At 50.6% G+C, this 13143-nt stretch carries 12 protein-coding genes; 10 read left to right on the top strand and 2 right to left on the bottom strand.

What is annotated here, in order from left to right; genetic code table 11:
- Positions 1 to 155 precede the first annotated feature (155 nt).
- Positions 156 to 1001, bottom strand: a complete 846-nt coding sequence (locus SHEWMR4_RS17720; RefSeq protein ID WP_011624124.1) for a LysR family transcriptional regulator — start codon at positions 999 to 1001, stop codon at positions 156 to 158.
- A 152-nt stretch (positions 1002 to 1153) separates the two neighbouring features.
- Between SHEWMR4_RS17720 and SHEWMR4_RS17715 the strand changes: the two genes are divergently transcribed.
- The 10 genes from SHEWMR4_RS17715 to SHEWMR4_RS17670 all read left to right on the top strand — a co-directional run bounded on the left by SHEWMR4_RS17715 (position 1154) and on the right by SHEWMR4_RS17670 (position 12291).
- Positions 1154 to 2671: an arylsulfatase gene (locus SHEWMR4_RS17715; RefSeq protein WP_011624123.1), complete on the top strand. Its 1518-nt coding sequence runs from the start codon at positions 1154 to 1156 to the stop codon at positions 2669 to 2671.
- Positions 2672 to 2739: 68 nt separating this feature from the next.
- Complete coding sequence (locus tag SHEWMR4_RS17710; protein ID WP_011624122.1) at positions 2740 to 4047, top strand: anaerobic sulfatase maturase; 1308 nt, start codon at positions 2740 to 2742, stop codon at positions 4045 to 4047.
- Positions 4031 to 5032 (top strand): AAA family ATPase, encoded by a 1002-nt coding sequence (locus tag SHEWMR4_RS17705; RefSeq protein WP_011624121.1) that lies wholly within the window; start codon positions 4031 to 4033, stop codon positions 5030 to 5032. The genes SHEWMR4_RS17710 and SHEWMR4_RS17705 overlap by 17 nt, the downstream gene beginning before the upstream one ends.
- A gap of 5 nt (positions 5033 to 5037) precedes the next feature.
- On the top strand, positions 5038 to 6033 hold the full coding sequence (locus tag SHEWMR4_RS17700; RefSeq protein WP_011624120.1) for a DUF58 domain-containing protein: 996 nt from the start codon (positions 5038 to 5040) through the stop codon (positions 6031 to 6033).
- The gene (locus SHEWMR4_RS17695) at positions 6030 to 6548 is read left to right on the top strand and encodes a DUF4381 domain-containing protein (RefSeq protein ID WP_011624119.1); all 519 of its coding nucleotides are present in this window, start codon (positions 6030 to 6032) and stop codon (positions 6546 to 6548) included. Before SHEWMR4_RS17700 ends, SHEWMR4_RS17695 begins: the two co-directional genes overlap by 4 nt.
- Complete coding sequence (locus SHEWMR4_RS17690; RefSeq protein ID WP_011624118.1) at positions 6535 to 7542, top strand: VWA domain-containing protein; 1008 nt, start codon at positions 6535 to 6537, stop codon at positions 7540 to 7542. Before SHEWMR4_RS17695 ends, SHEWMR4_RS17690 begins: the two co-directional genes overlap by 14 nt.
- On the top strand, positions 7535 to 9256 hold the full coding sequence (locus SHEWMR4_RS17685) for a VWA domain-containing protein (protein ID WP_011624117.1): 1722 nt from the start codon (positions 7535 to 7537) through the stop codon (positions 9254 to 9256). Before SHEWMR4_RS17690 ends, SHEWMR4_RS17685 begins: the two co-directional genes overlap by 8 nt.
- Complete coding sequence (locus SHEWMR4_RS17680) at positions 9253 to 10680, top strand: BatD family protein (RefSeq protein ID WP_011624116.1); 1428 nt, start codon at positions 9253 to 9255, stop codon at positions 10678 to 10680. Before SHEWMR4_RS17685 ends, SHEWMR4_RS17680 begins: the two co-directional genes overlap by 4 nt.
- Before the next feature lie 34 nt (positions 10681 to 10714).
- On the top strand, positions 10715 to 11698 hold the full coding sequence (locus SHEWMR4_RS17675) for an HAD family hydrolase (RefSeq protein WP_011624115.1): 984 nt from the start codon (positions 10715 to 10717) through the stop codon (positions 11696 to 11698).
- Between the two features lie 188 nt (positions 11699 to 11886).
- On the top strand, positions 11887 to 12291 hold the full coding sequence (locus tag SHEWMR4_RS17670) for a carboxymuconolactone decarboxylase family protein (protein ID WP_011624114.1): 405 nt from the start codon (positions 11887 to 11889) through the stop codon (positions 12289 to 12291).
- A 180-nt stretch (positions 12292 to 12471) separates the two neighbouring features.
- On the opposite strand, the gene SHEWMR4_RS17665 is transcribed toward SHEWMR4_RS17670, so the two are convergent.
- Positions 12472 to 13005 (bottom strand): hypothetical protein, encoded by a 534-nt coding sequence (locus SHEWMR4_RS17665; RefSeq protein ID WP_011624113.1) that lies wholly within the window; start codon positions 13003 to 13005, stop codon positions 12472 to 12474.
- Positions 13006 to 13143: the final 138 nt, after the last annotated feature.

Below are 13143 nucleotides of genomic sequence, written 5' to 3'. Positions count from 1 at the left end.
CCAAAAGCAAGCTTAACCGCTTGCTTTTTTATTGCCTGAAATGTGATGTTTGGGTTCGGGTCCAATTTCAAACTACAGGCGGCGAGTCGTATGCCACTCGGAGTCCGAGTTTTAATCGAGCCATTGTGGCTGATGATGAATACTCAATTCATCCACTATTGCTGAGATAATGCCTTTATCTTGGCTTTTATTTCTTCCCTGATTTTTTTGTGATAGGGATTTTTAATTTCCCGTTTGTGATACATCAAATGATAGGGGATCAAATCTGTAATAATGGGGCAAGTTAATATTTGCAGGTTTAACTTTTCTGCCCATTGTTCTGCAAATGCGAGCGGTATTACGGCGATGGCGTCACTCTGACAAATATTCAACGCAATGCTGGCGATGGAATGACAGACTAATGCCATTTTGCGATCTTCAATCGGTTCATTGGCAAGGAGTTCGAAGGCTCGAATTTTTTCCCAGGTGCCGCTATAAAATACATGCTCTTCATTATAAAAGGCCTCTTTAGTGAGGCTGTGTTGGATCCGGGGGTGGCCTCGACGACAAATCACCACTAAAGGTTCTAAGTAAATTTCCTCCACCATAAATGCACTGTCTCTGGTCCTAATGCTGTCGACTATGATGTCGATTTTCTCTTGACGCAGGTGCTCAAACAGTTGGTCCTTCTCTGGGGGAGATTCTTGCAAGCTAATGTTATCAATCGAAAATAAAGTACTCATCAGCGATTCATTGCAGCAAACATTAAATTGGGTACGCATATTCATTGCATTTTCGATGATGCTGAGTGCTTGGCGAAATGCGGGGATCAGTTGTTGCCCTTTACTGGAGAGTTCTATTCCTCGGCCCTGCTTGATAAAAAGGTTTTCGCCATAGCGATTTTCTAAGCGTTTAATTGCGGCACTGATTGCGGGTTGCGTTAATTGTAAATGTTCAGCGGCTTTAGTGTAGGACTGGCATTCGGCCACGACTAAAAAGGTGCGCACTAAATTTAAATCCATAAATTTCAACCCATAATCTTCAATTCATAAATTTGATTTATGTATCTTAAAACATTTTGATGATTGTTTCTTGTACAAATTGGGTCTAGCCTGAGTGGGATGTTTATTTTTTGTGAGATGAGATCACCACCCACCGTAAAAATGGAGTCTTTATGAGTACAGGAAAAAAACCGCGCTCAAATAAGTTTGTGCTAAATGCTTGCACACTTGCTTTGGGCGCCGCGTCAGTGACAGCCTATGCTGCAGATAAACCAAATATTCTGGTAATTTTTGGTGATGATGTGGGTTACTGGAACTTAAGTACCTACAACAATGGAATGTTGGCATATAGCACGCCCAATATTGACAGTATTGCCGCAGAAGGAACCAAGTTTACTAACTTTTATGCTCAGCAGAGCTCTACCGCGGGTCGTAGTGCCTTTATTACTGGCCAGATGCCTAAGCGTACAGGTCTATCTAAAGTCGGTATGCCAGGCGCCCCCGAAGGGATCAGCGAAAAAGATCCCACGATTGCAACTATGTTAAAAAATTTAGGTTATGCAACGGGTCAATTTGGTAAAAACCACTTAGGCGACCGCGACGAGCATTTACCGACTAACCATGGTTTCGACGAATTCTTTGGTAACTTGTACCACCTCAATGCCGAAGAAGAGCCTGAAAACGTCGATTATCCTAAAGATCCTGCCTTCCGTAAGAAGTTTGGCCCACGTGGCGTCATCCATTCCTATGCCGATGGCAAAATCGAAGATACAGGTCCACTGACCCGTAAGCGTATGGAAACCGTCGATGGCGAGTTCCTCGATGCTGCCGAAACCTTTATCGAGAAGCAAGTTAAGGCGGATAAACCCTTCTTCACTTGGTTTAACACCACGCGTATGCACAACTATACCCATGTGCCTGACTCCTATGCCGGTAAAACCGGTGCCGGATTCTATGCCGATGGTATGAAGCAGCACGACGATGAGGTGGGTAAGTTACTGAAGAAGATCAAAGATCTGGGTATTGATGATAACACTATCATCATCTACACCTCGGATAACGGTCCCATGGTCGACATGTGGCCTGATGCGGGTGTGACGCCCTTCCGCAGTGAGAAAAACACCGGTTGGGAAGGTGCATTCCGTGTGCCTGGCATGATCAAATGGCCTGGACACATCAAGCCTGGAACCACTAAAAACGGTATGGTCTCTTTGGAAGACTTTTTCCCAACCTTAGTCGCCGCAGCGGGCGGTGAAGGCGTTGAGAAAGAATTACTCAAGGGTAAAAAGGTCGGTAAACAAACCTACAAAGTGCACCTCGATGGTTACAACCAACTGCCTTACTTCACCGATAAGACTCAAGAGTCGGCTCGTAAAGAGTTCGTCTACTGGAGTGACGACGGTGACTTATTGGCATTGCGTTATAACCAATACAAGTTCCACTTCATGATCCAAGAACATGAAACGGGCTTTGCGGTTTGGCAATATCCATTCACTAAGTTGCGTGTACCTTTGATTTTCGACCTCAGTGTCGATCCATTCGAGAAGGGTGACAAAGGTATGGGCTACAACACTTGGATGTACGAACGTGCATTCTTGATGGGCCCTGCCATGGCTAAGGTTGCTGAAGTGATGGAAAGCTTTAAAGAGTTCCCACCGCGGATGGAAGCTGGTACGTTTGTTCCTAGATAAACAAGCTGTTTTTTAAATAGAAATTGGTTGACGTTCATCTGAACGTCAGCCAATACAAGGAAGTCTGCATGGCGAAAACTTCAATGCGAGCATCAACGATACTCGATGTCGTACCGTTAAAATCAGCTGCAAAAGCGCTTGGAGAGCATCCCGATTACCAACGTCGTTTCCACGTGATGGCTAAACCCGGTGGGGCGAAATGTAACATCGATTGCCAGTACTGTTTTTATCTGCACAAAGAAGGCTTATTGCATCAGCCTAAGCAACCAGAGATGGATGATGCGACCCTCGAAGCCTTTATTAAAGGTTATATCGAAAGCCAAGATGGCGATGAAATCGTATTCTCATGGCAGGGTGGCGAGCCGACCCTGTTAGGCGTGGACTACTATCGCAAGGTAGTTCAGCTACAGAAAAAATATCAGCCCGTGGGCGTTAAAATTGAAAACGATCTGCAAACCAACGGCATCCTATTAAACGATGAGTGGTGCCAGTTTCTTGCCGAACATAATTTCCTCGTGGGTTTATCCATCGACGGTCCCGAAGAACTCCATAACAAATATCGTGTGACCCGCAGTGGCAAGCCAACCTTTCATTTAGTGATGGCCGCGGTCGAAAAGCTCAAACAATACAAGGTGCGTTTTAACGCCTTAGTGACGGTTAACCGCCACAACGTTAAGTACCCGCTCGAAGTTTATCGCTTTGTCACCAAAGAGTTGGGCGCGACCTATATCCAGTTCAATCCTGTGGTCGAACCCAGCGATTTTAAAACCACGGCGCCACAGTTTTGGAACAGCAGCATGGTACCCACGGTCGGCAGCGAGCTGGCAAAGCCTGGGCATCCTATGTCGGTGGTGACGGATTGGTCAGTCGATGCCGATGACTGGGGCAAGTTCCTTATCGTCACCTTTGAAGAGTGGATCAACAACGATCTTGGCCGAGTACTGGTTAACCTGTTTGAGACGGCGGTCGCCCAAGTGATGGGCAAACCGGCGCAGCTTTGTATTACCGCTGAGTTTTGCGGTAAGGGCTTAGCCATTGAGCATAATGGCGATGTCTTTAGCTGTGACCATTATGTTTACCCCGAATATAAGATTGCCAATGTGCGCGAGCGTCCCTTAAATGAAATGGCGTTCTCAACCCGGCAATTAACCTTTGGTATGGCGAAGCGCGATTCGTTACCCCAATACTGTAAAGACTGCCCTTATCTCAAACTCTGTTGGGGTGAATGCCCTAAAAATCGCCTGCTGAAAACCCCTGATGGGGAAGAAGGGCTCAATTATCTGTGTCCAGGGATTAAAGCATTTTTCGATTATTCGTTGCCAATTCTGACGGGATTGGCCGTATTGCTAGGACAACCACATGGAACCAATGGCTAACACACAAACGCGTGCCCACGGGGATATTCTCGCCTTAATTGAGCAGGTTGAATCTCAAGTCGTAGGGCAACGCACAGTGATCCGCAGTCTGATTTTGGGCTTACTGTGTAGCGGCCATGTGCTGCTCGAAGGTTTGCCCGGAACGGCAAAAACCCGCTCGGTTAAGGCCTTGGCCAATGCCTTGGCGATTTCCTTTGGTCGGATCCAGTTTACGCCGGATCTCTTACCCTCCGATGTGACGGGCACTGAGGTGCTTCACGAGGCTGAGGGTAAATCGACACTCAGGTTTCAGCCGGGGCCAGTGTTTAATCAAATCGTGCTGGCCGATGAAATTAACCGTGCCCCCGCCAAGGTGCAGGCGGCGCTGTTAGAGGCCATGGCCGAAGGCACTATTACCGTGGCGGGGCAAACCCATGTGTTGCCCGAACTCTTTATGGTGCTGGCGACGCAAAACCCCATCGAGCAGGAAGGTACCTATCCGCTGCCCGAGGCGCAGATGGATCGTTTCCTGATCAAAGCTTCGGTGGAATACCCTACAAAAGAAGCCGAGCGTGACATAGTGCGCCTCGTCCGCAGTGAGGAAAACGGCGTATTTAGCACCGAAAAACCGCAAACCATCACCATAGATCCCGCCAGTATTCTCAAGGCGCGGCAGCAAATTGCGGCCGTGACGCTATCGGATATGGTGGAGAACTATATTATCGATTTAGTAATGGCGACGCGCCAGCCAGAGCAATATCCCCAGTCCAAGTTAGCCAGCTGGCTGATGATTGGCGCCAGCCCTCGGGCATCCATTGCGCTGGACAAATGTGCCCGCGCCTTGGCTTGGCTAAATGGCCGCGACCATGTGCTGGTGGACGATGTGCGTGAGGTGGCGATTTTAGTGTTGGGCCATAGGTTGAGCCTCTCCTACGAGGCATTAGCGGATGGAGTCAATCAGCGCGATCTGGTGCATGAACTGCTCGATGTGGTCAGTATTGGATAACGGCTATGGCGCTCGCATCTCTGGCCACATCCTCTCGAACTCTGTCGTCCATGTCCGCTGCCGCTAAGCAACAGGACTCCCGTATCTACGCCAGTTTGCCACAACTGGTACGATTGCAGGGACAGACGACGCAAATCAAACTGCTTAGCCTGCGTTACTCTCGGGCGCACCTTTCTGGCCGTTATCAATCGCATCAACGGGGGCGCGGGCTGAACTTTGAGGAGCTGCGCCACTACCAACTGGGTGATGATATTCGCCAAATGGATTGGAAGGTCACCCAGCGCACGGGTAAGCCCCATGTGCGCAGTTACACCGAAGAGAAAGATCGCCAAGTGATCCTTTGCGTTGACCAACGTAGCTCCATGTATTTTGGTTCGGTGAGCCATATGAAATCCGTCGTGGCCGCCGAGATTGCCGCCTTAATGGGCTGGCTGGCGCTGGCCAATAATGACAGGGTTGGGCTGTTGATATCCGCGACTCGGCAGCTACATTGGTGCTCGGCAAAGCGTGGTACGGCGCATTTTTTAATGGGATTAGATAGGCTTATCCAAGCCAATCATTCCCTGAGCGCGGCGAGCCGAGATAGCAAACGGGTAAGCTTCGCCCAGTGGATGCAAATTTTAAGTCAGCGCAGCCTCAAAGCCGCAACGCTAGTGATTGTCAGCGACTTTGCCGATGCAGATAACCAATCCCTCAAACAGTTAAAGTACCTGCAGCAGCATAATGATGTGCTGTGTATTTTTATCTCTGATCCGATGGAAACCCATGTGCCCGAAGATAGTGTTAGCAGCACTTGGGTGGTGGGTGATGGCCAATATCAGTTGGCATTACAGAAGGGACAACAAACGGCCGAGGTGAATAAGGCGCTGCAAAAACAATATCTTGAGAAACAAACCCAACTCAAAAATCTGATGGCGATGCAGCGTATGCCCTTCATTGAAATCGGCACGCAAGGCGATCATCTGCTGCAACTGGCTCGTACCCTGAGTGATATCCAATGACGGCAATCTTACTGCTTGGTGCAACTCAGTCTCCTCCCAGCAGCTACATGCTGAGGGAGTTAAAAGACGTGGCTCAGCCCGATCCTGTGAGCTGGTGGCCACAGACTCTGGGCTGGCAAATATTGCTGCTGGTATTGCTGCTGTATCTGGGTTATCGCCTGTATCTCAAGGGGATTTTCTGGTGGCGAAACCGTTACCGCCAGGAGGCGATAACGGCCTTGCTGAGTCTGTCGGCGGAGGATCCGCATTGGCCGACGCAGATGATGAAGATTATTAAAATCGTGATGGTCTACTTAGAGCCGAAAAACGCCTCCCTCTACGGTGCTCCTTTGCTCGAGCAGATGGGGCGTTACCATACAAAGGCTCACCTCGCGAACGATGAATCGTTTCAGCAGTGGCTAAAATGCCTTGAAGATCCTAATGTCGCTCGCCCCGACTTTAGCGCTGTGCGCCAAGGGCTAAGCCAGTGGTTAAGCGGGCATCAATTGCCGGAGGCTCGCCATGGATCAGCTTGAGTTTGCCTATCCTTGGGCGTTTATCCTGTTGCCGCTGCCCGTGCTGGTGTACTGGTTTGTGCCCGCGTACCGTAGTCGCGAAGACGCGATCAAAGTGCCGTTCTTTACCGAAATCCTTCGGGCATTGAACGAGACTCCCAAAGTTGCCGCTGGCCTGCTCAGCCCGAAACATTGGCAGCGGGGCATGCTGATCCTCTCTTGGCTGTTGATTGTTACCGCATTGGCTAAGCCCAGTATCTTAGGTGAAGTTCAAACCCGCGAAGCCTTCGGGCGGGACGTCCTTATGTTGGTGGACTTGTCTGGCTCCATGGATGAGGCGGATTTTACCACCGCCGATGGCAGTACCTTAACCCGCTTAAACGCGGCGAAAAACGTCTTAAAAACCTTTATCGCCAAACGCAGTGGCGATCGGTTTGGACTGATCTTGTTTGGGGATGCCGCCTTTATCCAAACGCCATTTACCGCCGATCAGCAGGTGTGGTTAAGCTTGCTAGAGGAGGCGCAAACGGGGATGGCGGGGCAGAGCACCCATCTTGGCGATGCGATTGGTCTTGGCATTAAAGTGTTCGAGCAAAATCCGCAGCCATCGGAGCAGCAGGTGATGATAGTGCTGACCGATGGTAACGATACTGGCAGCTTTGTCGAACCCGTGGATGCCGCCAAGATTGCGGCTGCCAGAGGCATCAAGATTTACATTATCGCTATGGGCGATCCCACCCATGTGGGCGAGCAGCCAATGGATATGGAGGTGGTTCAAAGGGTGTCGCAGCTCACTCAGGCGCGCGCCTTTATTGCTATCGACCAAGCGGAATTGGATAAGGCGTATCAGCTGATCGATAAGCTAGAGCCGCAGCAATACAGCAGCGCCAGTTTCCGCCCGAAAATTACCCTGCATTATTATCTGATTGCCATCGTACTCGCCTTACACTTGTTGATTTTCAGTTGGATGACGCTGCGGCAAATGTTCAGCCGCACCGAGGTGGCCAATGAGTGATTGGCATTTAGAACTGCAAATGTTGGCGCAGTTTCATTTTATTCGGCCACTCTGGTTATTGACCCTCATTCCACTCGCCATTGTGCTGATGTTGCGTTGGCGCCGGGATGATGTGCAGCAACGGCTAGTATTTTTTCCCAACCATTTGCGCAGTGCGCTCACGCTGAATCAAGGCGGTTGGCGCAGTCAATTACCTTTGAAAATCTTAATGTTATTGCTGTTATTGGCAGTGATTATCTGTGCGGGACCGACCTGGGAGCGTGAAGCGTCGCCCTTCGGCGAGGACGATGCCGCGCTGATGGTGTTGCTCGACAGCAGCGAGAGCATGAAACAGCAGGACGTGGCGCCGGATAGACTCAGCCGCGCTAAACATAAGATCTTAGATTTAATCGCGGCGCGAAGCGGCGGTAAGACGGGGTTGATGGTGTTTGCGGGCAGCGCCCATGTGGCTATGCCTGTTACCAGCGACGCTAAGGTGCTGCAGCCTTACCTTGAGGCGATCAGCCCTGAGGTGATGCCGTTATCGGGTAAGGCGGCGCAAACCGCACTGAGTCAGCTCGCTGAGCAATTACCCGCCAATGCGGGCAACAGTGTCTTACTGCTCACCGACGGCGTTGACCAACTCACTATCGATGCGTTTGAGCGGTATTTTACTGAGCAGTTTGAACATCCTCCCTATCAATTGCTGATCTTGGCGATCGGCGATCCCGATGTTCAATCGCAGGTGCCAGTGGATGTTGACTCCCTTGCCAACTTGGCCGATAGCACGGGCGGCAGTCTGTACCGCATGACAATAGATGATGCGGATATTCAGGCTCTTGAGCGCAAAATTGAGCGCTTTAGCATGCTCAATAATGATTCCAGCATGCCTTGGTTAGATGAGGGCTATTGGTTGCTCTGGCCCTTAGCCTTGCTCAGTTTACTGTGGTTTCGCCGGGGTTGGTTGGTGAAATGGAGCCTAGTGTTAGCGTTAATGCTACCGAGTATTGCGCCGCAACAGGTCTATGCCGAAATCACCGTTTCTAAGGCCGCCACCGAGACCCAAGTGACACAAGTCAGCTTTGCCGAGCGGAGTTGGCAATGGTGGTTGGATCTGTGGCTAACGCCGGATCAACAAGGCGCACTCTGGTTTAGTAGGGGCGAATTTGCCAAGGCGGCAGCGGCTTACCATTCGGTGCTCAACAAGGGCATTGCCTACTACTATGGCGGCGAGTATAAGCTCGCCCATTCGGCCTTTATGCAGGTACAAACCGATCTCGGCGCCTATTATGCCGCCAGCGCATTAGCGCGGCAGCGGGAATATATCGCGGCGCGTAAGCTATTGAAGACGCTGGCGAAAAAGCAGGATATTGCTCCAGATCTAAAAGCCGATATCGAGCATAATCTTAAGGTTATCCAAGGGCTTATTGATGAAATCAATCAAGCGAGTGCCTCCCAAGCCAACAGTATGGGCGATCAGGAAACCTCTATCGAGTTGCCGGACGATCAGCCACAGACCGCCGAAGGCGCCGATGAACAAACCTCACAGGATAAAATGCAGTCGCAAAACCTGACGGCGGAGCAGATGTTAGGCGATCCTAAATTGGCTGAAGTCTGGCTTAAGCGAGTCGAGGCTAATCCCGAACAATTTTTGCGGGCGAAGTTTCAGCTGCAAAATCTGCAACCTAAGGACGCACAGAGCACTGATAACGCCAAGGGAGGGTTGCAGCCATGAGTCATGCAAACAGTGCACTGAGCTTCGACAAAACGCTATCTGGCAGCAGAGTGCGAGTGCCGATAAAGCCAGTCATCGGCGGTGCGAGATTGATGGCTAGAAGAGTCGTTTTGATGTTCATCACCTTAGTATTGAATGGTTTGCTGCTCGCAACCCATGCCAATGCGCAGGCGGGCGATGCCCTACCAACCGAGCCCGCCACCGCGGTCAAAGTGAAGGCGTGGTTGGGTGACAAACCGGATGCAACCCCCAATGGAACTGAAAAGCTATGGGCGCCGACGGAGCAGATATTGTTGCAGATTGAGGTGTCGACCAACCGCTGGTTTACCTCGGGCACTCAGATAAAGGGCATTGAAATCCCCAATGTGTTAGTGAAGCAACGCAATACCTTTGCCGTTAACTATACCGAGCAGGAAGACGGCCAGACTTGGTCGCGGCAGCGCTGGGAAATCGCCCTCTATCCACAAACCAGCGGTGATTTTAGTGTGCCAGAAGCTACAGTCATCACTCAGGTGGCTGGCGTCAATGGCGACAAACAAGCTGTCACGCTTACAACCCCTGCGATGGGATTTCGGGTGGCTCCGCCCAGTGCCGAGCTTGCCAGCACAAAGGCTTGGTTTGCGGCATCGGACGTCAAAGTGCAGCAGGAGTGGAGCCCAAATGAGGCTGAGGTACTCAAGGTGGGGGATAGCCTAGTGCGCACCATTCATATTGAGGCCAATGATTCCCTATCTGTGCTGCTGCCCAATCTTATGCCGGCGCAAGCTTCTCCCGATTGGAAGCTGTATCCCACTTCGCCCGAGCTGGTGGATAAACAAAGCCGTGAAGGTTATGTGTCGAGCCGAATCGATAGCCAAACCTACGTGTTGCAACATGGCGGCGATGTGAGCTGGCCCGAGTATCGACTCTGGTGGTGGAACACTCAAAGCGGCCAGTTGGAGCAGATAGTGTTGGAAGGGAAGACTATTAAGGTCAAGCATACCCTGAGTTCTTGGTTGAAGTACCACGCATGGACACTGTTCACCCTGCTGTTAAGCGCGGCGATATTGGGGTTATTGATACGCTGGGGGAAAGCGTATTACCAAACCCATCCTATTCCTGTGTGGCTAGTGTTTTACCGCGCTCTGCGCCGCGGTGAATGGCAAACCTGTCGAGCACTCTTGTACCGACGCTTACGTCGGCGCAAACAATTACTGTCGATGACAGCGGTATCCACAGAGCCTGATTGGCAAGCAGCTGCCCTGAGGTTACAAACCCATTCGACTCCTCGGGCGGATTTTATCTACCTCTGGAAGCGCATTAAGCGAGTCCGAATGGGGTTGGCCTTACCTAAGGCCCTCGTCGCATTAGAGACGCAACCCTTACTAACCGAAAAAGTAGCCGCTGAAAACGCGTTATCCGAACCCAAAGCCTCTGAGTCATAGAGGGACATTACAGATAGTAATAAGGAGATACCCTGTGAGAATCATACGACTATACCGCAATTGGATATTGTTACTCGTTAGTATGTTGCTGGTGGGGCAAGCTTATGCGGCCCAGAGTGACCCTTTGGCATCTTGGAACGATGGTAAGGCCAAGGCGGCCATTACACAGTTTGTGCAGCAAGTGACGGATAAGAATTCTCAATATTTTGTGCCAGAAGCCGAGCGGATCGCGACCTTTGACAACGACGGCACCCTATGGTCTGAACAGCCCATGTACTTTCAGGTGTTGTTTGCCCTCGACCGCCTCAAAACCCTGGCTTCAAGCCATCCCGAATGGAAAACCGAGGAACCCTTCGCCAGCGTGCTTAAGGGCGATGTGAGCAAGCTGCATACCGAAGACTTAGTGAAAGTGATTTATGCGACCCATTCCGGCATGAGCACCGATGAGTTCGATGCCATAGTGAAGGACTGGATTGCGACGGCCAAGCATCCCACCACAGGGAAAAAGTACACCGAAATGGTGTTCCAACCTATGTTAGAGCTGCTGGATTACCTGCGAGCTAATGGCTTTAAGACCTTTATCGTCTCCGGCGGCGGCACGGGTTTTATGCGGGCTTGGGTGGAAGGCGTTTACCATATTCCCCCAGAGCAAGTGGTGGGCAGTACCTTTGAGACCGAGTTCAGCTTGGTTGACGGTAAGCCGACATTAAAACGTATGCCAAATTTCTTAGTGAACGACGATAAAGAAATGAAAGTGCAGGAAATATATGAACGTATAGGCCGCAGACCCATAGCCGCCTTTGGTAATTCGGATGGCGACTTGGCCATGTTGCAATGGACCGCGGCGGGTGACGGCCTACGTTTACCTATGTACATCCACCATACCGATGACAAGCGTGAGTGGAAATATGATCGCGACTCCCATATCGGTCAGTTAAACAAAGGCTTAGATGAAGCAACGTCCAAAGGCTGGCCCATGGTCGATATGAAAGCCGATTGGAAGCGTATTTATCCCTAAGGCCTCAGATTGGCAGATGGGCTTTTAAGATCATCGTCTGAAAACAGTTCGTTGTGAATGGGTTTATCCAATCGGGATAAACCCATTGTTATTTTTGCGCCCTAGCATCCACCTAAGGAGTATGGCGCGAGCACGCTATCTTCCCTAGAGTAGGCTAATTGAGATTGGATAACACAGGGATTGAATAAATGAATGATGAACAATACGAGAAGGGGCTGGAAGTACGCCGCGCCGTGATGGGCGATAGTTTTGTCGATAAGGCCTTGAGCAGTGCCACGGATTTTACGCGTCCATTACAGGAGTTGGTGACGGCGAACTGCTGGGGCGAGGTTTGGGTGCGTGAGGGGCTTTCTCGGCAAACTCGCAGTCTTGTGACCATAGCGACGCTTGCCGCGTTAAAGGCATCGACCGAATTAAAAGGCCATGTGCGCGGCGCGTTGCGTAATGGTTGCACTGTGGAAGAAATCCAAGAAGTGCTTTTACATTCAACCATGTATTGCGGCATGCCATCGGGCATTGAGGCTTTTCGGGCGGCAAAAGAAGTGATTGAAGAGTGGCAGGCTGAGCAGGCCAAGGTGTCGGGGCAGCCTTAATGTTTGCCCCCTGTGGCATGTATCCTTTGAGCCATCGGGTGTGGAACCATCACCTGATGTGCGCGTACTTAGGATACCTTGCCAGAACGAGGGGATGCTATTCGCTCGATGTTCAATGTTCAATAAGTGTGGCCTGAGTTTTTGCCCGAAGCTTGCGGCTCATACTCAGGCCAACGCTTGTTAGAGTCGTGGATCCGCCGATTGACTCTCGACTTGGCCGATAACCGTGATGTCACTTAAACTCGAGAGTGTGCCCCACTGCTGAATGGTCATCATGCCAGTGATTTCCTGCGCGGTGAAACTCAAGCGCAGCCCGTCTTTGCGGTAATCCTGCGGCAGGTTTTTAGGCAATATTTGTTGGCCGTTGTCGGCGATAATGCCCCAGAATCCACCTTCTAAATTCATATATCTCACAGTGCCTTGCAGCATTACGCCTTCTCCTTGGGGTGAAATACTTGGCTTGATAAAACCTTTATCAGTCGATGTGTGAAGCTGCGGAGTGTCGCGCCTATCCACAGTGACCGTTTTGTCCTCGCTCGTCTCTTTTGGGGGCGTGTCAGTTTGAGCTGCGCTTGTTTGTGCGGTGTCCGTTTGGGCAGAGCTTTGTGCGGCGGGTTTGTCCACAGTCGACGGATTTTGCGCCTGAGTCTGCTCTTGGCAACCCAACAACAATACGGGCAATAGTAGTGCTAATAGGGGAGTATGTGGGCGCATCTTGCTTCCTCTTGGTCACTCTTTTGCCAGTATGGCGTGTAGCAACACTCTAGCAAATATTATCAGCGAGGGGGGATAAGGTTTTTATATCTTTATGTAACAGCGTGGTAAGGGAGATAAGTACTGAAGAAAAGGTAA

It is taken from the genome of Shewanella sp. MR-4 (genome assembly GCF_000014685.1).
Classification (GTDB): Bacteria; Pseudomonadota; Gammaproteobacteria; order Enterobacterales; family Shewanellaceae; genus Shewanella.
Note: the sequence above shows the minus strand (reverse complement) of the source record. Positions and strands in the feature narration are given on the sequence as shown.